The following is a 22182-nucleotide window of genomic DNA, read 5'->3' as shown; positions in this document are numbered from 1 at the left end:
GGCTTTACCAAAAGCGGATCAACAAGGACTTTGACAAGATGCACATGATGACGAAAATCGCGCTGATCGGCTTGGCGCTGGCCACTTCGGCCTGTACGCGTCCGGACCGTTTCGGCGGCACGGACCCGATTGGCACCAACCCCGTGGCCGGGCAAAATGCCGGTGGTGTATCGGGTGGCGTATCCGATCCGCGCAGCCCGCAGTATTTCCAGCAGACCGTTGGTGATCGTGTGTTGTTTGCCGTCGATACCAGCACCCTGTCGCCGCAGGGTATTGCGACGCTGGACGGTCAGGCCAACTGGTTGCAGACCAATGCCGACTACCTGGCCATCATCGAAGGTCATGCCGACGAACAGGGCACACGCGAATACAACTTGGCCCTTGGCGCGCGCCGTGCCAACGCCGTGCGTGAATACCTGATGTCAAAAGGTATTCCGTCGAACCGTTTGCGGACCGTCAGCTATGGCAAGGAACGCCCCATCGAGGTGTGTTCGAACGAAGCGTGCTATGCCAAAAACCGCCGTGCCGTGACCGTCATCTCTATCGGGCAGCTAAGCTGATGCGCGCGCTGGCACTGGTTCTTGCGCTGGCCGCGGGGCCAGCGCTGGCGCAGGACGACGCAACGCTTGCCGACATCCGTCAGGAATTGACGGTGCTTTACGGCGACATCGAAAACCTGCGTGGCGAATTGAGCGCGACAGGTGCGCTGTCCGAAGGCGTGGCAGGCAATACGCCGCTGGATCGCCTGAACGCGATTGAATCCGAATTGCAGCGTCTGACGTCGCGGACCGAAGAGCTGGAATTCCGCATTAACCGGATCACCGTCGACGGCACCAACCGGGTCGGTGATCTGGAATTCCGTCTTTGCGAACTGGAACCGTCCTGCGATATCGCGCTGTTGGGTGACACGCCGTCCTTGGGTGGCGTGGATTCTGTTACAAACGCGCCTGCACCCCAAGCACCCGTCGCGCAGACCCCCAATCTGGCGTTGGGGGAACAGCAGGATTTCGAAGCCGCACAACAGGCGCTGGCCGAAGGTGAGTATCAATCTGCGGTGGACAGGTTGTCGGCCTTTGCGACCACCTATCCGGGGTCACCGCTGGAAATTCAGGCGAACCTGTTGCTGGGGCAGGCGTTGGGTCAATTGGGACAAAGTGCGGCGGCGGCACGCGCATATCTTGCTGCGTTTTCCGCCGATCCTGCCAGCACGTTCGCGCCAGAGGCGCTGTTTCGGCTGGGTCAGTCGCTGGGTGATGTGGGACAGGTGCCCGACGCCTGCGTGACCTTGGCCGAAGTCGGGGTGCGGTTCCCTGCCAGCGATTTCGTGTCAGAAGCCGCCAACACCCGCACCAGTCTGGGCTGTTCCTGACGTTGCTGTCGCAGCGTTTTGCCGACAGTCTGGGGCAGGCGCTGGGGCCTGATTTCCCCACAACCTTGGGCATTGCTGTTTCGGGCGGGGGTGACAGCATGGCGTTGCTGCACCTGACGGCCGCCTGGGCGCGAGTCTACGGGGTGACTGTCGGCGTCGTGACGGTCGACCACGGTTTGCGTGACGCCAGCGCGGCGGAGGCCCGGATGGTCGCAGATGAATGCGCTATCTTGGGTCTGGCCCATAAGACATTGCATTGGACATGGGACGGTAGCGGCAATCTGCAGAATGCGGCGCGCGAGGCGCGGATGACGGCCATCGGTCAATGGGCCAAAGGCCGCCCAGTGCTGTTTGGACATACCCGCGACGATCAGGCCGAAACGCTTTTGATGCGTTTGGCGCGGGGGTCTGGGGTCGATGGACTGGCCGCCATGCAGCGGCTGCGAAACGCGGATGGATGGCAGATCGTGCGGCCGTTGCTGGACGTGGGTCGTGGCGAATTGCGGCATTATCTTAAGGTTTTGAACATTCCTTATGTCGATGATCCAAGCAACGATGATCCGCATTATGCACGGGTGCGGATGCGCCATCTGATCGGGCAGGAAGGATTGGACATTCAGCGATTGGCCGCAACCGCTGACGCGATGGCACGTGCGCAGGTCGCGCTGGCGGCACGGGCATATGATGTGGCGCAGGCGTTGCTGCGCCCGACGACGCCGGGCTGTATCGCGCTGGATCGCGACGGTTTGGCACGGATCGAAAAAGAAACGCAGCTGCGGCTGCTTGCCGGTGCGATTGGGCATGTCGCAGGGGTGCGCTATCGGCCGCGGCTGGCGGCGCTGGAACGCACGCTGGATACCGTATTGGCGGGTGGACGTGCGACAATTCAGGGCGCGGTTGTGGTTCCGCAACGCGACCTGCTGGTGATTGGTCGCGAATTGCAGGCGGTCACTGACCTGATCACGCGCGTCGGGGATGATGTCCCATGGGACGGGCGTTGGGTGGCCAAAGGATGCGATTCAAACGACTTGCTGATCCGGTCGCTGGGACAGGCCGGGTTGGCGCAGGTGCCGGTGCGGCCCGTCGACGCGGCCCCGACGCTGTGCCTGACAGCCACGCCGGGAATTTGGGACGGTGATGCCCTGATCGCCTGTCCTGCTTTGGGTTTTGGCCTGCCGTACCGATTGGTGGACACAAGAAGCGGAAGTTTTCCCCAGTCGCTGCTTGTGCATTGAAGATAAGCCAAGAACGTCTATTTTAAACCGACAGCGATCCGCGCTCCCGCGTCTCGCACCTCTCGTCTTCGAAGGAGCCTCGTTTTGGGCAACGCACGTAATATCGTATTTTGGGTCGTCCTGTTCCTGCTGGTGCTGACGCTGTTCAATCTGTTCAGCAGTCCCGGAACAGGCATGAACAACGCCAAAAGCTATTCCGAATTCGTTTCTGCCGTTGAAAACGATGGGGTGGCAAGCGTGACGCTGGATGGCGAACAGGTCCGGTATCGCGGAACCGACGGGCGCGATTATGTCACGATCAAACCCAGCGATGCCGAAGTCACCAGCCTGCTCATCGCAGAGGACATCCCCGTCACAGCGCAAAGTCAGGAACAATCTGGCCTGACGTCGTTCCTGATCGGGTTGCTGCCCTTCGTTCTGCTGATCGGGGTCTGGATCTACTTCATGAACCGGATGCAGGGTGGCGGCAAAGGCGGTGCGATGGGTTTCGGCAAATCAAAAGCCAAGCTTTTGACCGAAAAGCATGGCCGCGTGACATTTGACGAAGTGGCCGGCATTGACGAAGCCAAGGACGAGTTGGAAGAAATCGTCGAATTCTTGCGCAATCCGCAGAAATTCAGCCGCCTGGGCGGCAAAATCCCCAAGGGTGCGTTGCTTGTCGGCCCTCCGGGCACCGGTAAAACGTTGCTGGCCCGTGCCATCGCGGGTGAGGCAGGCGTGCCGTTTTTCACAATCTCCGGGTCCGACTTTGTCGAAATGTTCGTCGGCGTCGGTGCAAGCCGTGTGCGCGACATGTTCGAGCAGGCGAAAAAGAATGCACCCTGCATCGTGTTCATCGACGAAATTGACGCTGTAGGCCGGTCGCGTGGCGCAGGCTATGGCGGTGGCAACGACGAACGCGAACAGACGCTGAACCAGCTGCTGGTGGAAATGGATGGCTTTGAAGCGAACGAAGGCATCATCATCATCGCCGCGACCAACCGTCCTGACGTGTTGGACCCCGCCCTGTTGCGGCCCGGTCGTTTCGACCGTCAGGTGCAGGTGCCGAACCCCGATATTAAAGGCCGCGAGAAGATTCTTGGCGTGCATGCCCGCAAGGTTCCATTGGGTCCTGACGTCGATCTGCGGATCATCGCACGCGGCACACCCGGCTTTTCCGGTGCGGATCTTGCAAACCTGGTGAACGAAAGCGCGCTGACCGCCGCACGCGTCGGACGCCGTTTTGTGACCATGACCGATTTCGAATCGGCCAAGGACAAGGTCATGATGGGCAGCGAACGCCGGTCCATGGTGATGAGCGAAGATGAAAAGAAACTGACCGCCTATCACGAAGCCGGGCATGCCGTCGTCGGTTTGAACGTTCCGCAGCATGATCCAATTCACAAGGCGACGATCATTCCGCGTGGCCGCGCGCTGGGTTTGGTGCTGTCGCTGCCCGAGCGTGACCAGTTGAGCGTAAGCTGGACGAAGTACACGTCGAAAATCGCCATGGCGATGGGCGGCCGCGTCGCAGAAGAGCTGGTCTTTGGTAAAGAGAACATCACCTCTGGTGCGGCGTCCGACATCCAGCAGGTATCGAAAATCGCCCGGGCGATGGTCACGCAGTTCGGATTTGCAGAAGAGCTGGGTTATGTCGATTATGCGAACGAGCAGAATAGCTACTTGGGCAACTATGGTGGCGGCACGAACCATTCCGCTGACACGCAAAAGATCATCGATGATAAGGTCAAGGAACTGATCGACACCGGCTACCAGACGGCGAAACGTATTCTGACGGAAAAGCGCGACGATCTGGAACGTCTGGCACAGGGTCTGCTGGAATACGAGACACTGACCGGCAACGAAATCACGCGCGTGATCGCAGGTGAAACGCTGAACCGTGGCGATGATGCGGATGATCTGCCGCCGTCCGGTGGCAATGCCATCCCGTCGGTGCCCAAAACGAAAAAGAAGCCACGCGCCGAAGGCGGTATGGAACCCGAACCGACCGCTTGATAGCTTGCCGATATTGACGAACATGCCCCCCGCATCAATGGTGCGGGGGGCTTTTTTATGAAGGACGAATGCCATGCCGATGCTGGAACAAACCGCGCATGTGGGCCAGATCGTCTGGATGGGGCGTGTGCCCCATCGCGACAGACAGGAAATTGTTTCAGAGCCGCTGGACCGGATGCCGCTAAGCTTTGCGGGGTATGAGACAGAGTTTCACGCAGGACTGACACGACCATCTTGCAGTCGGGTTCTGACCCAGCACCCACGTGGCACGGAAATCCGAAACGTGCGTCAGGTGTCGATTGTCAGCGCAGAAGAACTTGATCTGATCGCCCGTGATCTGGACCTGCCGCAGATTGACCCGCTATGGCTGGGGGCGTCCATCGTGATCAAGGGGATCGCGGATTTCAGTCATATCCCGCCATCATCACGCCTGCAGGGGCCGGATGGCACGACGCTGACCGTCGATATGCAGAACGCCCCTTGCACGCTTGTGTCCAAGACCATCGAAGAACAGCGGCCCGGCCACGGTAAAGGGTTCAAGGCAGCGGCCAAGGGGCGCCGCGGTGTGACCGCATGGGTCGAACGGCCCGGCACGCTTCACATGGGGGACACTTTGCGTCTGCACGTCCCGACACAGCGGATTTGGCAAGGCTAAGGGCGCCAGCTGTCGGCTGTGAAATGGTTTTCAAATTCGGGGGCGGTTTCCGACTGATTCAGTCGCTATTCGGGCCTGTAATCGCACTGGCTCTGCCTAGGGTCTGTCGCAACAGGGGGCAGGTGGACTGACCCGTCAACCCGATCCCAGGATTGCCTGTGCGGGTGCGCAGGAGACACTTTAAGACATCGCTGCAAGGCGAAATTGGAGGTTTGTTCTAACGCCTTTCGGCGTTATTGCGCCACTGCAAGGGGGGCTGCGCCCCGAAACCGTCCCATAAGGAGATACCATGACGGCGACTGTGATTGACGGCAAAGCCTTTGCCAGCCGGGTGCGCGATAAGGTTGCGACACATGTTGCGCGTCTAAAGGATGAGCACGGCATCACACCGGGGCTTGCCGTGGTGCTGGTCGGTGAAGACCCCGCCAGTCAGGTCTATGTCAAATCCAAGGGCAAGATGACCAAGCAGGTGGGGATGCTGTCGCTCGAATATCGTCTGAACGCGGATGCAGCGCAGGATGATCTGCTCGCTTTGATCGCCGATCTGAACGCGAATCCAGAGGTACATGGCATCCTTGTGCAACTGCCACTGCCCGGCCACATGGACGAATCATACGTCTTGGCCGCGATTGATCCGGCCAAGGACGTGGACGGATTTCATATCTCGAACGTGGGCCTGTTGGGCACGGGGCAAAAGGCGATGGTGCCCTGCACGCCGCTGGGCTGCCTGATGATGCTGCGTGACCATCATGGGTCGCTATCCGGACTGGATGCGGTGGTGATCGGGCGGTCCAACATCGTGGGCAAACCGATGGCGCAACTGCTGCTGGGTGACAGCTGCACAGTGACGATCGCGCATTCGCGGACCAAAAATCTGGCCGACGTCGTCCGCCGGGCCGATATCGTCGTGGCGGCGGTCGGACGACCCAAGATGGTGTCGGGCGACTGGATCAAGCCGGGCGCGACGGTGATCGACGTGGGTATCAACCGGACCGATGACGGATTGGTCGGTGATGTCGATTATGCCAGTGCGTCGCAGGTGGCAGGGGCCATTACCCCGGTGCCGGGTGGTGTGGGGCCGATGACAATTGCCTGCCTGCTGGCCAATACCGTCACCGCCTGTTGCCGCGCCAATGACCTGGCCGAGCCAGAGGGGCTGACGGCCTGACCGGAACGCAGATCGCGCGCCGTCCGGTCAGGATGGCGCAGGCCTGTGGCCCGAACAGACGGGACAGCACCGGATGGCTTGCGTGCAGACCCCCCGTGTAGGCGCCGTAAGCGGGAAGGATCAAACGCTGATCGTCGAATAAAAAGCAAGGGCGCGCACCGCCTGCGCCGGGGATCGCGTGTTTGGGATGGTAATGGCCCGACACCTCGCCCTTATCAGGGGTGGCAATATGGCGAAAAACCAACCTGCCGACGCGATGATCCGCCAGATGAGAGCCACCCAAGGCGACGGGGCCGGGGTCGTGGTTGCCTTCGATCCAGATCCAGTCGCGGCCGGCTTGCAGGGTGGTCAGTGTGGCGATGTCAGCGTCGGACAGGCTGCGCGCGGCATCCAGATCGTCGAAACTGTCACCCAGACAAATCACTGTCGCGGGTTCGTTCGCGGCGATGTCGGCTGACAGGCGGGCCAGCGTTTCGCGTGTCTCATAGGGTGGCAGCATCTGCCCGGACCGGCGGGCCACGCGGTCGGATTTGCACAGATGCAGGTCGGACACGCACAGTAACCGTTCCGCAGCCCACCACAGCGCACCAGATGGAAGCGCGGTTAGCCTGTCGTCACAAATGGTAAAGTCATAGGCGTTCATGATCCGTTCCTGCCGCCCATTGGCGTGATGTGCAAGAGGCTACAGATCCGCGATACCCGCATCGCGCATCAGTTGGGCGGCGGTTTCCTCCATCAGACGTTCGCGCCCCTTACCGGCGACGGGTATGCGCCCGGCTTCCAGCAGCAGGGGTGCGGCAAGCGGCGTGGGGCGTGTCAGTGTCACGTGATCGACGCGGCCTGCCGTCCGGGTCAGCATTTCCTCGATCCGGCCAAAATCAACCAGACCGCGCAAGGCCTCTTGCCGGGTGATGTCCAGCATCAGGTGGTCAGGGTCGTATTTGGTCAGCGTGTCATACAGAATGTCGGACGAAAACGTCGCCTGTCGCCCGGATTTGCGGGCCTGTGGCAGATTGCGCTGGATCAGTCCTGCGATAGTGGCAGACGCGCGAAATGTCCGTTTCATCACGGCATTGCCAGCCAGCCAGTCATTGAATCCCGCGCGCATCGCAACATCATCGAACAGCGGCGCCGGGTCTGTCACAGGCTTTAATCCCCAGACCAGCGTGGCGTAATCGGTGGCCACAAACCCCAAGGGATCAAGGTTTTCCTCTTCCATCCGTTTGGTCAGCAGCAGGCCCAGCGTCTGCTGTGCGTTGCGCCCCGCAAAGCCGTAAAAACACGTCTGTGCACGACCGTCATGGGGAAAGGATTCCACCAGAATGCGGTCGGCCTGCGGCAGGTGAGAGATTTGGCGGTGCAGGTGCAGCCATTCGGCGGTGTGGTCTGGCAATTCAGGCCAGTCGTCCTGCTGGAACATCCGCAGGATGCGCTGCGACAACTGGGTCGATGTGGCGAATTTCGTGCCCATGAATGTCGCGATCTTGGGCGGCTTGTCCGCGCGGCGCGTCACTTCGACACTTAGCTCGCGCAGCCTTTCGTAGCGGACAATCTCACCACCGATCAGGAATGTGTCGCCCGGCGTCAGTTGCGCGGCAAAGCCTTCTTCGATCTCGCCCAGCGGTTTGTAGGCGCCTTTCAGGCGCACCTTCAACGTGTCCGTATCCTGAATGGTGCCGATATTCATGCGGATGTCACGGGCAGCGCGGGGGTCGCGCAATTGCCAGCAGCCGTCGCGCAGCAACAGCCGTTTCCAGCGGTCATAGGCCCGCAACGCATAACCGCCAGTAGCGCAAAAATCGAGGCAATCATCAAATTCGGCCCGTGTCAGCGCGGCATAGGCGCCAACCGTGCGGATTTCCGCAAACAGCGCGTCGGCGTCGAACGGTCCGGCGCAGGCGCGGATCAAAATGTGCTGGCACAGCACATCGCGCGGGCCTGCGCCCTTTGGATCGCCGTCCAGATCAGCTTCGCGCGCGGCGTCCAGTGCGGCCATGCATTCGACAACCTCGAACCGGTTGGCGGGCACCAGCAGCGCCTTTGACGGGGCGTTGTAGCGGTGGTTGGCGCGCCCGATCCGCTGGATCAGGCGTTTGACGTTCTTGGGCGCACCGATCTGGATCACTAGGTCTACATCGCCCCAGTCGATGCCCAGATCCAGACTGCCGGTGCAGACGATGGCGCGCAGATCGCCGCGCACCATCGCGGCCTCGACCCGCTGGCGCTGTTCGCGGTCCAGACTGCCGTGGTGGATGCCGATGGGCAGATCGGTGTCGTTGGCCAGCCAAAGGTTGTGGAAAAACACCTCTGCCTGCGCGCGGGTGTTGTGGAAAATCAGCGTCGTCTTGTGCTGTTTGACCTGTTCCAGCACGGCGAGGATGGCATAGCGTGCGTTGCCGCCCGCCCACGGGGGGCGTTCTGCGGTGACAAGCATGCTGATATCGGCGGCGGGTCCGGGGTCCGCATACAGAATGTCGCAAGGGTCGGGGTGGCAGGCCAGTTGCGACGCGATGGCGGCGGGGTCTTCGACGGTGGCGGACAGGCCGACGCGCCGCAGATCGGGGCACAAGGCTTGCAGCCGCGACAGGGCCAGCATCAATTGGTCGCCACGTTTGGATTCTGCCAGCGCGTGGATTTCGTCGATCACGATGCGCTGCAAGCCCGCAAAGATGCGCGGCGCGTCTTCGTATGATGTCAGCAGCGCAAGGCTTTCGGGCGTGGTCAGCAGGATGTGGGGCGGGTCTGCGCGCTGGCGTCTTTTGGCGGTGGCCGTGGTGTCGCCGGTGCGGTCTTCGACCCGGATCGGCAGGTTCATGTCCGCGATCGGCGTGCCAAGGTTGCGCCGAATATCCGCCGCCAGCGCCTTGAGCGGTGAAACGTAGAGCGTATGCAGACCGCGGTGTGCGCCATCGGCCAGTTCGACCAGCGTGGGTAGAAACCCTGCCAGCGTTTTGCCGCCGCCTGTGGGTGCGATCAGCAGCAGGGCGGGGGCATTCGACCGGTCCAGCATGTCCTGCTGATGCGGATGCACCGACCAGCCACGGGACGTGAACCAGTCGGTAAAGATCGGGGGTAATTCCATTCCCCCGAAGTGGGCCGCTGGTGGGCGGGCGTCAAGTCAGCGCACGATATCTTCGTCCGCGACAAACATGTTCGCCCAGGCACGGTCCATCAGTTCCGGTGTCATCTGGTTTGGGATGCCTTCGAATTCGCAGATCGAAATGATTTGATCGATCAGGAAGACTGGCTGATAGTTGGCATAGACGTTGTCGATCGTCGGGTAGAGCTTGTTGAGCAGGTGCAGTAACGTCGTTTCGTCCAGCGGCATCTTTTTCTTGCGGGCCACAAGCGAAAAGATCTTGAGAAAATCCGACTGGGTTGGGCCGTCGATCTTGATCTTGTAAAAGATACGGCGCAACGCGGCTTTGTCGAAAATCGCGTTGGGGTGAAAGTTGGTGGAAAAGATCACCAGCGTGTCGAAGGGCACCTCGAATTTTTCGCCCGATTGCAGGGCCAGAATATCCTTGTTTTCTTCCAGCGGGACGATCCAGCGGTTCACCAGACTTTGTGGTGGTTCAGCCTGACGGCCAAGGTCGTCGACGATGAAAATGCCACCTGTCGATTTCATCTGAAGCGGCGCCTGATAGGTTCGGGCGACGGGATTATACACTAGGTCAAGCATGCTAAGTGACAGTTCACCGCCGGTGATGACGGTGGGGCGTTCGCAGCGGACATAGCGTGTGTCGAACATACCGCTGGTCCGGCGCAGCGAATTTGGGTCCTGTTCATCGGCTTCGGCGGCCGAATGCACGATGGGATCATAGACAGAAATGATCTGGCCGGAATATTCGACGGCGCGCGGCACGTAAATCTTGTCGCCCATCGCATCCCTGATCCCGTTCGAAATCGAGGATTTGCCGTTTCCCGGTGGCCCATACATCAGGATCGACCGACCAGAGCTGACGGCCGGGCCAAGGTTGCTGATCAGTGTCGGTGGCAGGATCAGGTGGCCCATCGCGCCCATCAGTTGATCGCGTGTGACCTGAATGTTGCGGATCGACTGACGCTTGATCTGTTCGTGATAGACTGGCAATGGCACCGGCATCGCACCGTAGTATTCCGATTGCTTCAATGCTTCGCCTGCGCGGGCGCGCCCGGCGTCTGTCAGTTGATAGCCCATTTCGGTGCCCGATGACGCAGACATCGTACCGGTCGCTTCCAGCAAAAGCTGGCTGCGCGCCATGTCGATCAGTTCCTGCGTGACGTTGATCGGCAGGCAAATCACCCTGGCCAAGGCACCGGCTTCTGTCAGGTTCGTGCGGAACATCGTTTTTATCAGGATGTCGCGCATCATCGGCAGGGCAAGTAGCATGTCCTGCAACGTTTTCGGACGGGGGGGCGCCATGACGCCGTTAGCCTGCATGTTCATCATTCGACCCTGACTGCTGACGGGGGCGATGACCCCACGTTCGTTAAGCATAAGGATGTCTGAAATTTATGGCCGAATAATGGACAAATTGCTGTCAACGCGGGGCATCGGCTTAGCCAAAGGCCGCAAGTGACAGATAGCTTGTCAATGCGATGGCCAGTGGCAGGCCCATGGGGAACCGACGGCCCGATGACCAGCTTTCCCAGTGGGGATAGGTGCGGCGCAGCGGGGTCAAACGTAGCGCACGATGCAACACAAACCCGCCCAGCATCGCCGCCGACAGCAACATCAGCATCGCGCTGATATCACCTGCAGCGACATAGGGGGCGGCAGCCGCCATGAATTTCGCGTCGCCTGCGCCCAGCCAGCCAGTCATGTTCAGCAGAATTCCGATCACAAGCAGCACGGCCAGATGCACGTAATTCCACAGGTAAACATCCAGTGGCAGCGCGATCAGCCCCAGCACGGCATAACCCGCAAACAAAGCGATCACCGCCTTGTTGGGGATTTTCATCGTGGCGACGTCCTTGTAGGCGACCCACAGCGCCACCGGAATTGCCGGGATCAGGAACAGCAGCGCGGCAAAGGGAGTCAGTTCCAAAATCATGCTTCCAGCGCGCGCAGCGAACGCGCGGCCTCTTCAAAATGCTGGGGGTGCGTTTCGACGGCCTCGTTCAACAAGCCTTTGCCGATGGTGATATCGTTTTGTTTGATCGCCGTCAGGGCCATCGTGTAAAGCAGTTGCGCGCGTTCGACCTGCGTCATCGGAATGACCGGCAGATCGTAGCGGCGCTGCGCGCCGCGGGCCAGCACAAGGTTGTTTTTGGCGGTGAACATCGTGCTGTCCTGCCGAAGCGCGTCGTTGAACAGGCGTTCAGCGCCTGCGTAATCGCCGCGCGTCAACTTGGAAAAGCCCCAGTTGTTCACGACACCTGCCGGTGTCGTCGTCAGTCCGGCTGCGGTTTGATAGAAAGAGTCAGCCTTTTCCCACTGCTTTTTACTATCGGCAACCATCGCTTCAAGCCGATAGCGATTAAAGGTTTCGTGCGTCGGGGGGATCGCGTTCAGCGTGGCGGATGCGGCATCCCACTGGTTCGCGCGGATCTGCGCCTCTGCCAGATTGACCCGGTCGTCGTTGTTGGATTCGGGGTGGGCGATGACGTTCTGCCACGCGCTGATCGCTTCGGTCGCGCGACCGGCACGCATCAGCGATTTGGCCAGACCGCGCTGCAGATCAGAACGTCCGGGGTCATTGGCATTGGCGCTGGCGAAATAATCTACGGCTGCGTCCGGGTCACCGACCGTCAGCATCACATCGTTCAGGTTGGTTTCGTCTACGACATTCAAATCCCGAAGTGCGCGCTGCACTTCGGCCTCGCCATTTTTGGCACAGGCTGACAAAACAAGGGTCCCTGCAAGGGCGATCAAGATAGGGTGGCGCATTATTTTGCGTCCTTTTGCTGCTACTGCCTCAGAGCGGTTCGACGGTCACCCCATCGTCCCTGACGACCAGCTGAAGCTGGTTCTGTTGACTGTCAGCGTAAAGCGCACCATCGCGTTTTGCGAGCGCCAAGGCCAGGTTCTGCCGAATCGCATCTGAATTCCCGTCATCCGTGGCAAAAGCGCGACGGAAAACCTCTGCTGCTTCGGGGTATTTGCCCTGTTCCATCAGCAAAACGCCAAGGTTGTTCCATGCCGGTGGGAAATCCGGCGTATCCTCTGCCGCGCGGCGCAGCAGGCTTTCCGCCTGACCCAACCGCCCCAGACGCAGATTGGCGGACCCAAGTGCGGACAAGGTATCGACGTTCAATCCCTGTTGGGCTGCGGCCCGCGTATAGGCGCGCAGCGCCAGTTCGTGTTCACCCGCAGCCATCAACCGATGCCCGACAATCAAACCGTCTGTCTGTGCCTTGCCCGCAATACCGGGGGCAAATACCGCAGGTTCAGCACGATCAAGCGATCCGCAGGCTGTCGCCCCCATCATGGCGCCCACCATCATCAGATTGCGCCAGTTGTTCATGTCGCGTGTTCCTTAGCCGCCGGTCGACCCCAAAATTTCCCCCATGCTGTAAACCGAGGGTCCAATCAGGATGAGCAGAAGCGGAGGGACCGTCAACATCATCGTCGCCAGTGTCATCTTGGTCGGCAGCTTGTTGGCCTTTTCTTCGGCCCGCATAACACGTTTGTCACGCATTTCGCCCGCATAGACCCGCAGCGCATCTGCGATGGATGTGCCGAACTGCTGGCTTTGGATCAGCACGGTGACAAAGCTGGTGATATCCGGGGTGCCGCAACGTTCAGCCATGTCGCGCATCACGGATTCCTTGTCCTTGCCCGCTTTCAATTCTTGGCTGACCATTTCGTATTCGCTGGACAGGTCGGGGAAGCCTGATTTCAGCTCTCTGGCGACCCGCATGATGGATTGATCCAGCGATTGACCTGCTTCGACGCAGACCAGCATCAGGTCAAGGCTATCGGGAAACCCATTTTCGATCGCTTCGCGCCGGGACGCCTGACGTCGTGTGACCCAGTATTTCGGGAACATATAGCCAGCACCGCCCGGGATCACGACCATGAAAGCGACCGCCTGTCCGGTCAATTCCTCGTTCGTCAGGGAATCCAGAAACGCGTAAATACAGCCAAGAGTCAGACCGATGATGGCAAGGGCGAATTGCGCAAAGTAGAAGTTGCGCACGGCGTTGCGGCTTTTATAGCCCGCCTGAAGCAGCTTCAGCTTGATTGCGGAATAATCGGCTTCATTTTGCGGTTCAAGAAACGTCGCGTATTTTTCCAGCTGGTCCTTTTTCTTTTCCTCGCGCAGGCGCTGCTTCATGTCGCCAGCTTTGAGGGTTTCTGTTTTTTGTGTCGATGCTTTCAGCCGATCCAGTGGGTCGACTTCTTTTTTCAAAAGCACCGGCAGCGTCGCCAGTATCATCACGACGCCCAGCACGCCGACCAGCATGATGGGACCGAACGGACCAAGCGTGTCCGTGATCATGACATTCAATGTGTTCAGAAAATTCATTGGCGCACCTCAGACTTTGATGTTCACAAGCGTCTTCATCACGAACAGGTTCACGATCAGGAACGCGGCGACGACCAGACAGGCCGGGATAAAGATCGGCTTGTCCATGACCTCGTCATAATATCCGGGTTGCACCAGATTGATGCCCACCAGCGCAAGAAACGGGAATCCGGACAGTAGCTTGCCGGACCATTTCGCTTCTGCGGTGATCGCCTTGACCCGGCGGAAGAGGCGAAACCGCGCGCGGATCACCTTTGACAGGCCTTCCAGCACTTCGGCAAGGTTGCCGCCCGATGTCGCCTGGATCGTGACTGCAACCGCCAGAAACCGCATGTCCTGCATGTCCAGCCGTTCCGCGAGTGTTTTCAGGCATTCGCCCATGTCCCGGCCATAGGCGGCTTCGTCCGAAACGATGCCCATTTCGGTGCCCAGCGGATCGGGGACTTCGCGTGCGACAATAGCCACGGCAGAGGCAAACGGATGCCCGACGCGCAAGGACCGCACCATCAATTCGACTGCTTCGGGAAGCTGTTCTTCGATCATGGCCATGCGCTTGTTGGCCTTGCCGTTGATCCAGACATAGACCGCACCGATGCCCATCCCCGTAGCGACCAGCGCGCGGGTTGCAATTTCAACTTTGGTTGCGACCGACAGCCCGATGAACGCCATGATGCTGACGCCGACCATCAGCATCATGATCTGCGACGGGGTAAATGCGATGTTGGCTTTTTGCGCCTTGGTGGCCAGGATGGAATACAGTGGAATGCGCTGTGATCGAATGTGCTGCGTCATCTCCTTGCGCAGTTGTTCCAGCACCTGTTCGCGGTTGCCGCCTTTTTCCAGCATGTCTAGCCGTCGGTTGACCTTGCCATCCATCGAAATGGATTTGCCAAAAATCACCAGATACACACCTTGAACCACGGCCAGAACGGCAATGAAAATCACGATGTAGATGACGGGTTCCATTGAAATCATTGTGATTACTCTGCTGCCATGGGTTCAAAGATCTGCGGCGGCAAATCGTAGCCCCACAGTTTGAAACGATCCGAAAAGTGGCTGCGGACGCCGGTCGCTGTGAAATGCCCGATGATCTTGTTTTCGGGTGTCAGGCCGACGCGCTGGTACTTGAACACCTCTTGCATCGAAATCACGTCGCCTTCCATGCCTGTGATTTCGGTGATCGAGGTCATGCGACGTGATCCGTCCTGCAGGCGGCTGGCCTGCACGATCAGGTTCACAGCAGATGAAATCTGGCTTCGCATCGCCTTGATCGGCATTTCGATCCCGGCCATTGCGATCATGTTTTCCAGACGTGAAACGCCGTCACGGGCGCTGTTGGCGTGGATCGTCGTCATGGACCCGTCGTGGCCGGTGTTCATGGCTTGCAGCATGTCGATGACTTCCTCGCCACGGGTTTCACCGACGATGATCCGGTCAGGTCGCATCCGCAGGGCGTTTTTCAGACAGTCGCGCTGGCTGACGCCACCCTTGCCTTCGACGTTGGGGGGGCGGCTTTCCATGCGGCCCACGTGGGTCTGTTGAAGCTGAAGTTCGGCGGTGTCTTCGATTGTCAGGATGCGTTCGCTGTTATCGATAAACGACGACAGGGCATTCAGCGTGGTCGTTTTACCCGAACCGGTCCCGCCTGACACGATGACGTTCAGCCGCGTGGCGACTGCGGCTTGCAGATATGCGGCCATTTCTTCTGAAAAAGCCCCGAATTGTACCAGATCTTCGATGCCCAATTTGTCTTTTTTGAACTTACGGATCGAAACAAGGCTGCCGTCCACGGCAACAGGCGGCACCATCGCGTTGAAACGCGACCCATCGGCCAGACGGGCATCGACGTAGGGGTTGGATTCATCCACGCGACGTCCCACGGCAGACACGATCTTGTCGATGATCCGCAACAGGTGCTTTTCGTCCTTGAACGTGACATCGGTCAGTTCCAGCTTGCCCGCGCGTTCAACAAAGATCTGCTGCGGGCCGTTGACCAAAATATCGTTGACGGTGTCGTCCTTGAGCAGCGTTTCCAGCGGACCCAGGCCCGTCACCTCGAAATACAGATCCTGGGACAGTGTGACGCGTTCATCGCGCGTCAGCACGATGCCCATTTCTTCCAGCGATTCCGTAGCGATGGCGTTGATTTCGTTGCGCAGATCCTGCTCGCTGGCGTTTTCCAGCGCGGCAAGGTTCAGGTTGTCCAGCAACGCCTTGTGCAGCTCCAGCTTGATTTCGCCCATCCGTTCCTTGCGCTTTTTATCGCGGTCGCCGGGGGCGGCTTCTGCAGGGCGGGCGGCCCGTGGCTTCATCAGGCTGACGCGGTCTGTCGCGGGTGCCGCTGCCGGCGCGGCCACGGGCGCGATGTCCGGAGCAGGTGAACCTGCTGCGGGCTTCATCATCCCGGATTTGACGTCGCCCGGCTTTTTATACTTGGAAAACATCAATTTGCCTTTCAGGAGGCTTCAGCCACATCGGCTTGATTAAGGGCGTGGATCGAACCTGCGAGCTTTGCAATTTCCTTGCGCAGGGGATTCTTGGGCGCACCAACAGCGAGCGGTGTGCCGTGATCACAAATCTGGGACACTTGCTTGCCGCCGTCGGGCATCATCACCGCGATCGAGATTCCCAGTGAATCGGCCATCCGTTTGACCCGCGCCTTGCCCGATAGATCGGTAAACCCCGGCGCTTTGTTCATGATGAACTGCAGTTTCTCAAAAGGCAGGTCTTCGGATTGCAAGATCCGTTTCAGCCGCAGTGTGTTCTGGGCGGACCGCATGTCCAGTTGCAGCGTGGCAAAATAGACGTGCGCTGCTTCCAGCACGGTTTGCGACCATTCCACCATTGTCGCGGGCATGTCGATCACAACGTAATCGAAATTCGTCCGCGCCATTTCCAGTAGACGCGATACGTCGTCCGGTCCGATCAGGTCCAGCGGAACCATGTCGCTGGGGGCCGTCAGGACGTGTAGTTTTTGATCATACGTCACCAGCGCCTGCATGAACGCCGTGCTGTCCATCACGTCTGTCGCGGACAAAAGTTCGGTCACCGCTTCGCGGCGCGGCAGATCCAGATAGGTCGAGGTGCTGCCGTATTGCAGGTCAAGATCCAGCAGGCAGACGCGCGGCTGGTCGCCCTTTTTTATTACGTTGGCCAGTTCCCAGGCCAGGTTCACGCCAAACGTGGTCGCCCCTGTACCTCCCGCCATGCCGTGAACGGCGATTACCACGGCCGAATGCGTGCCTGTGGGCTTCAGGGTGGGTGGCTTATCCGCCAGTTCAACCGCTTCTGCGGGCGCGTGCATGATACGGTCGATCACTAACCCAAGTTCGTTTTCGGGCAGGGGGTAGGGGACAAATTCGTCGCCCCCGTCGCGCAACAGACGATGCAGCGTGGCGGGACGCACATCTTCGGTGATCAAGATCACCTTTATCCCGTGCTCTTTGGCGGCACGGACGACGCCTGCGATCTGGTCAATGTCTTCTTCGTCTTCGGCATCCATGGCAACGGCCAGAAATTGAAGCTCTGCCGCTTCGGGTTGGCCCAGAAATGCGGCGGCTTCATCGAATCGCAGGTCGCCCCAGCGTTCGCCCAAGGCGGTTTCCATATCTTCAATCAAAAGATCAAAAATCTGCACGTCGCGACTGACTGTGCATGCGATCAATTCGGAACTGTCGATCTGTGCTGCTGCGTTTGTCATCATGCCTGCCGTCCTCTTTTATGGGGACTGCCTGAGCCATGACACTTGCGTTTTCGCGTGTTGCCTGCCTCAGGCAATCGTCCCATCTGGGTGATGGAACGATCCCGTCAACAGAGATATGCGGGTCAATCTGGGCGAGATTAGGTCAAATTCATCGTCATTGTGCGGTATTTGGCGACGATGCCTTGCCATCTGTGCGACTGTTCGGGTCGCTGCGGCTCTTTATTCGCCGCCAGCGCCCTGTGTTTCGGATACCGTCGTTTCCGGTGTCGCGCTGTTGACATATTCGCGGAACACGACCTGCGCGTATTTGCCGTTCAGCAACATGGGTGATCCCGAAACAAACCCGGATACCTCTGTCACGGTGCGCCGATTGCGCATCTCTGGTTGTTGGGTTGGCACGACTGGACGTGTTTCGCCAAACGACACCAAAGCTTCCAGACGGGATCGGTTGACGCCCAAAGAAACAAGGTATGACACAACCGCATTGGCGCGGGCGCGGCCCAATTGTTCGTTGTAGGCCGCTGATCCGACCAGATCGGTGTGGCCATAGACGCGGAAACGAATTTCCGGGAACTGCATGATCCACGCTGCTTGCTGACGCAGCGTGGCCTGTGCCAGCGGTGTCAGGACGCTGGAATTGAACGCAAAGGTGACGGTGCTTTCGACTTCTGATGCGAACCGAAGGGCAAGCGCGTCAGTGGCCTGTTGCGGGTTCGTCATGGCCTGCAGGTTTGTCGCCGTTGCAGTGCCGAACACGGGCGCGGTCGTTTCAAGGGCCGTGGGTGAATCGATGGAAAAGCCGCCCTGAGTGGCGCAGCCGGCAAGGGTAAGCGCCAATGCGCCCAAGGTCAGAGAGCTTCGCATCGCAGTATGTCCCATCAGTCCATCACATAGCCGTAAGAGCCGGAAAAGTCTTGCCGCGCGACTTCACCCGCGCCACCCGCTTTGGGCGCATTCGACGCAGAAACACGACCGAACAGGAACAGATCGCGTTCCGATGGGGGCTGAATCCGGTCTGTCGGCAACGCCAGTGCTTCGCCACGGGTCGGTGTGACAAGATGTGGCGTTACGATAATAACAAGTTCCGTCTGTTGGCGCGCATATTCCGCAGAACGGAACAGGGCCCCCAGCACCGGAATATCGCCCAGCCAAGGCACCTGACCTTTCAGATCGGTGAAATCGTCAGACAGCAGGCCGGCGATGGCAAAGCTTTCGCCGTCACGCATTTCAACGGTCGTCGATGTTTCGCGGCGACGGAATGCGTCGACGGTAAATCCGTTAGATGTGAACCCGTTAGAAGGATCAATCGAAGACACGGCCGCGACCAGTTCCAGATTGATGATGTCACCATCCACAACCCGCGGGGTAAAGTTCAATTCCACGCCGAACGGTTTGAAATCGACAGAAATCTGACCGCCTTCTTGGGCGACGGGGACGGGATATTCGCCACCGGCAAGAAACTTTGCTTCCTGTCCCGACAGGGCGGTCAGGTTGGGTTCGGCCAATGTGCGGACAACCCCACGGCTTTCCAAAGCTTCCAGCAAGATGCCGACTTCGACGCCGCCTGCGTTGAACCCAAACAAGAATGCACCGTTGTTTTCATTTGTGACCGGGGTGGACCCTGTAAATGTACGGGTGACTGCGTTGCCGCCGACCAGCGCACCGGTGCCGCCGGACAGCCCCAGATCGCCACCCAGTCCGGTGCCTTGCGCAGCGATGGACGATGACAACGATTTGGACACAGAGCGTTGCATTTCGGCAAAGCGCACTTTCAGCATGACCTGCTGTGTGCCGCCGACGCTCATCAGGTTGGACACACGTTCTGGTGCGTAGCGTTCGGCCAGTTCCAATGCCCGGTCCAGCCGTGCAATGGAACTGACGGTGCCGGATAGCACGATCCCGTTGTTGGCGGTCCGCACTTCGATCGGTTCACCCGGAAGGATCTGTTCCAGACGTTCCTTGAATTCCGCGATGTCAGGGGTGACCTGCACTTCGACGTTGCTGATCAATCGACCATCCACGCCCAGAATGGTCATCGTCGTACGACCCGGTTCCTTACCCAGCAAATAGATCGTGCGGTCCGAAAGCGACAGGATGTCGGCAATGCCGGGGTTCGCGATCGAGAGTTCGGTAAAAGGTTCGTCGCTTTCCACCACGATGGCCCGGTTCATCGGAACCGCCAATGCACTGGATGGCGCGCCGCGTAAAACACGAAGATTTTGTGCGTCCACCATCATTGGTGCCGCACCCGTAAATAAAGTCAGACCTGTTAAAACGGCCTTTAACGTCCTGCGATAGCTCATTGTGACCTGCCCCTCGGATCACGCCCAGCGGAAATTATATTCCGTCATTGACACCATCTATGACCGACCCCTGCGATTATTGCAAGAATCAATGGCTTGAGGTGCTGCCTTCATGTGGGTTGGCGGCAACATCACAGCATTTTTGCCAGTCCAGAACACGCAGCGGCCACCCGATTACACCGAGTGGCCACTTGATTTATATCAGTCTGTGCAGGCGATTTGCGCTTGAACGGCCTCTGTGCCGCGACGGACAGTTGTAAAGCATTCGCGCGGTGGCGTGGGTGCAACAACCGGGGCCTGAACGACCTGAACAGGCTTTTCTGGCGGCTGCGGCAAAAAGATTGCCTGTTCGCCGATTGCGACGGCCATGTTTTCGTTGCCGTCCCCAACCAGTGCCAAACTAAGCCGCCCCTTGGACTGCGCTTCTGCCAGACGGGCCACATCGCCGGGAATGACTTCAACGGTAACGGTGCTGGGAATGGATGTTGACGCCCGGTTTCTGTCGATGCTCTGGTCTACGGCGATCAGTCGGATGGAACTGCCGATCACGTTGGTTTGTTCGTTTGATCCAGGTTCGCCGACGGTACCTGTCCAATAGATATCGACCCGGTCATTCGGTCGCAGAAATCCCGATACGCCGGTGGACGCGTCGACGCGGATGGTGAACGCGCGCATCAAGGGGTTCAATTCTTGCGTGATGCTGGCGATCTGTCCTGGCTCTGTCAGATCGGTCAGCAGGATGACCTCGTTCGGCTCTAACGGGCGTAGCAAGCTCCGCACCACGTTCGGGCCTTCGGGAAACAGCGCTTCAACGTCGGCAAAGGTGCCTTCTGGCAAAAAATCCTTGGCGTATTTCACGAATTGAATGTCGTCTGCCGTCAATGCGTCACCGAAAGCCAGTTGCTTTTTCGCTGCCAGTACGTTGACGGTTTCGACCACTTCGGCGGCCCGTTCGCGTTCTTGTTGCAGGGCGGCTTGCTGGTCGCCCATGTAACCCTGAACCATGAAGACGGCAAAACCTGCCAGCCCTATGCCAAGGATCAGAACCATTCCAAAAATTATACGCATTGCTTTGCCTCGTTCCGTTGGACGTCAAAAAGGAATTTTGACGTGCTATTCTTCAGCTGTGATGGCTGACACCACGTTGGTGGTCAGATCACTGACACCGCCCGACAAATAGATAAAAATGGCTGCCGGAAATAACGCGAGCGTGGCTGTAAGGACGACCCAATCTACGGTGACTGCACCATCTTCGTCATTGAAAAATTTCTTCACAATCGACCTCATTTGCTATCCATCCAGCCTGAATGGTCTTCATGTCATGACGATGGCACAGGTATGGTGATTGCCAAGTAGATCGCCACGATCCGGTGACATATTTGCACAAACTGCGCAGTAAGGGCCGCACCGAAACGATGCGGCCCTTCTGCAAGACAATAGAGTCTACTTTGCGGGGTTTAGGGGAAAGTGATGTCGGGAACAGCTGTGCCGGACAGCTCGGCGGCGATGTTGTCGGCCATGGCGTTTGCCCCGCCTGCAACCTTGGCGCCAACTGCGACGCCCAGAACCACGATACCTGCGGTCAGAACGACCCAGTCAACCGTCACTGCACCGTCTTCGTCGTTGTAGAAAGCTTTGATAAAGTTCATCATGTATAGTCCCTCCTCAGGGGTTTAGCTGGTTTGCATCCCTTGCCGGCTCATTGCGGACCGGCCTCTTATTGGCCCGCTCCCCGTCTTGGATAAGGAGATATAGCCGTCCGAATGCGTCATCATTTGGACCTGTCTGGTGCTTTTTTTGGCTTCGGTTAACTTTGTTTATAAATTCTTTTAAGATATTGGTTTTGTTTGATAAAGGTTTTGAGATTGCCGTGTTTAGATCGGACTTTGAATTCCGTTTTGCGACCAATATGCCGCGTTTGTTGGGGACTGTTTCCACCACGGTAGCAATCGACGACGCAGGGTGGTTAACTAAGAGCTAATAAATGCAGATTAATGCATTGCAGGCAGGACGATCTTATGACTTCGGTAACGCAGCTATGGGCAGTGGTGGCGCTTGTTTCAGGTTTGGCTGGCCCCCTGACCGCACAGGATCGACTGCAACCCGATTTCACTTTCAAACGGGTGGGGCTGCCTGAAACCGGTGCCCGGCGGCTGACGATCCAGATCGACCCCAGCGCACCATCGGCCACAACGTTTCCAAAGACCCCGTCACTGCCCGGTACGACAGGCGCGGGCGTTGTGCTGCAGCGCGGGTCGGGGCTGGATTGGTTCTGGTCGACAATATCGGCTGAACGATCC

At 58.8% G+C, this 22182-nt stretch carries 21 protein-coding genes and 1 pseudogene; 7 read left to right on the top strand and 15 right to left on the bottom strand.

The genetic code is table 11. The features are described from left to right. Positions 1-38: 38 nt before the first annotated feature. The 6 genes from pal to folD all read left to right on the top strand — a co-directional run bounded on the left by pal (position 39) and on the right by folD (position 6422). Positions 39-560: a peptidoglycan-associated lipoprotein Pal gene (pal, locus tag GZH79_RS00625; protein WP_211641206.1), complete on the top strand. Its 522-nt coding sequence runs from the start codon at positions 39-41 to the stop codon at positions 558-560. Further along, positions 560-1369, top strand: coding sequence for a tol-pal system protein YbgF (gene ybgF / locus GZH79_RS00620; RefSeq protein ID WP_211641205.1), 810 nt, complete (start codon positions 560-562; stop codon positions 1367-1369). Before pal ends, ybgF begins: the two co-directional genes overlap by 1 nt. A gap of 2 nt (positions 1370-1371) precedes the next feature. Then, entirely contained in the window at positions 1372-2604 is a 1233-nt protein-coding gene (gene tilS, locus GZH79_RS00615; RefSeq protein ID WP_249218903.1) for a tRNA lysidine(34) synthetase TilS, read from the top strand. 84 nt (positions 2605-2688) lie between these two features. Beyond that, positions 2689-4599 carry an ATP-dependent zinc metalloprotease FtsH gene (ftsH, locus tag GZH79_RS00610; protein ID WP_211641204.1) on the top strand — a complete coding sequence of 637 codons (1911 nt, stop codon included), beginning with the start codon at positions 2689-2691 and terminating at the stop codon, positions 4597-4599. Positions 4600-4672: 73 nt separating this feature from the next. Beyond that, on the top strand, positions 4673-5254 hold the full coding sequence (locus GZH79_RS00605) for an MOSC domain-containing protein (protein ID WP_211641203.1): 582 nt from the start codon (positions 4673-4675) through the stop codon (positions 5252-5254). A 289-nt stretch (positions 5255-5543) separates the two neighbouring features. Then, positions 5544-6422, top strand: a complete 879-nt coding sequence (gene folD, locus GZH79_RS00600) for a bifunctional methylenetetrahydrofolate dehydrogenase/methenyltetrahydrofolate cyclohydrolase FolD (protein ID WP_211641202.1) — start codon at positions 5544-5546, stop codon at positions 6420-6422. On the opposite strand, the gene pdeM is transcribed toward folD, so the two are convergent. From pdeM to GZH79_RS00525, 15 genes are all read right to left on the bottom strand, one after another. Further along, a complete protein-coding gene (gene pdeM / locus GZH79_RS00595; protein WP_211641201.1) occupies positions 6367-7065 on the bottom strand; it encodes a ligase-associated DNA damage response endonuclease PdeM in 699 nt (232 codons plus the stop codon). The two genes, folD and pdeM, sit on opposite strands and share 56 nt — an antisense overlap. Positions 7066-7104: 39 nt before the next feature. Next, positions 7105-9504: a ligase-associated DNA damage response DEXH box helicase gene (locus tag GZH79_RS00590; protein ID WP_211641200.1), complete on the bottom strand. Its 2400-nt coding sequence runs from the start codon at positions 9502-9504 to the stop codon at positions 7105-7107. Between the two features lie 36 nt (positions 9505-9540). Continuing rightward, positions 9541-10851, bottom strand: coding sequence for an ATPase (locus tag GZH79_RS00585; RefSeq protein WP_211641557.1), 1311 nt, complete (start codon positions 10849-10851; stop codon positions 9541-9543). Positions 10852-10963: 112 nt separating this feature from the next. After that, entirely contained in the window at positions 10964-11458 is a 495-nt protein-coding gene (locus tag GZH79_RS00580; protein ID WP_211641199.1) for a prepilin peptidase, read from the bottom strand. Beyond that, positions 11455-12294, bottom strand: a complete 840-nt coding sequence (locus tag GZH79_RS00575; RefSeq protein ID WP_211641198.1) for a tetratricopeptide repeat protein — start codon at positions 12292-12294, stop codon at positions 11455-11457. The genes GZH79_RS00580 and GZH79_RS00575 overlap by 4 nt, the downstream gene beginning before the upstream one ends. Before the next feature lie 28 nt (positions 12295-12322). Beyond that, a complete protein-coding gene (locus GZH79_RS00570; RefSeq protein WP_211641556.1) occupies positions 12323-12847 on the bottom strand; it encodes a tetratricopeptide repeat protein in 525 nt (174 codons plus the stop codon). 36 nt (positions 12848-12883) lie between these two features. Further along, the gene (locus tag GZH79_RS00565; RefSeq protein ID WP_211641197.1) at positions 12884-13876 is read right to left on the bottom strand and encodes a type II secretion system F family protein; all 993 of its coding nucleotides are present in this window, start codon (positions 13874-13876) and stop codon (positions 12884-12886) included. Positions 13877-13885: 9 nt separating this feature from the next. Next, entirely contained in the window at positions 13886-14851 is a 966-nt protein-coding gene (locus GZH79_RS00560; protein WP_211641196.1) for a type II secretion system F family protein, read from the bottom strand. A gap of 5 nt (positions 14852-14856) precedes the next feature. Continuing rightward, positions 14857-16320: a CpaF family protein gene (locus GZH79_RS00555; protein ID WP_211641195.1), complete on the bottom strand. Its 1464-nt coding sequence runs from the start codon at positions 16318-16320 to the stop codon at positions 14857-14859. Positions 16321-16331: 11 nt separating this feature from the next. Then, the gene (locus GZH79_RS00550; protein WP_211641555.1) at positions 16332-17576 is read right to left on the bottom strand and encodes an AAA family ATPase; all 1245 of its coding nucleotides are present in this window, start codon (positions 17574-17576) and stop codon (positions 16332-16334) included. Positions 17577-17798: 222 nt separating this feature from the next. After that, a complete protein-coding gene (locus GZH79_RS00545) occupies positions 17799-18443 on the bottom strand; it encodes an OmpA family protein (protein WP_249218902.1) in 645 nt (214 codons plus the stop codon). A 14-nt stretch (positions 18444-18457) separates the two neighbouring features. Then, on the bottom strand, positions 18458-19882 hold the full coding sequence (locus tag GZH79_RS00540; protein ID WP_211641193.1) for a type II and III secretion system protein family protein: 1425 nt from the start codon (positions 19880-19882) through the stop codon (positions 18458-18460). Positions 19883-20083: 201 nt separating this feature from the next. Beyond that, positions 20084-20950, bottom strand: a complete 867-nt coding sequence (gene cpaB, locus GZH79_RS00535) for a Flp pilus assembly protein CpaB (protein ID WP_211641192.1) — start codon at positions 20948-20950, stop codon at positions 20084-20086. Positions 20951-20995: 45 nt separating this feature from the next. Then, positions 20996-21157: a hypothetical protein gene (locus tag GZH79_RS00530; RefSeq protein WP_211641585.1), complete on the bottom strand. Its 162-nt coding sequence runs from the start codon at positions 21155-21157 to the stop codon at positions 20996-20998. 182 nt (positions 21158-21339) lie between these two features. Continuing rightward, positions 21340-21534 carry a hypothetical protein gene (locus tag GZH79_RS00525; RefSeq protein ID WP_211641191.1) on the bottom strand — a complete coding sequence of 65 codons (195 nt, stop codon included), beginning with the start codon at positions 21532-21534 and terminating at the stop codon, positions 21340-21342. Positions 21535-21900: 366 nt separating this feature from the next. On the opposite strand from GZH79_RS00525, the pseudogene GZH79_RS18910 reads away from it, so the two are divergent. Then, positions 21901-22182 (top strand): annotated as a pseudogene (locus GZH79_RS18910) (hypothetical protein); the annotation flags it as partial.

Source organism: Loktanella sp. SALINAS62, assembly GCF_018263905.1.
GTDB lineage: Bacteria > Pseudomonadota > Alphaproteobacteria > Rhodobacterales > Rhodobacteraceae > Loktanella.
This window is presented reverse-complemented; position numbering and strand designations above follow the sequence as displayed.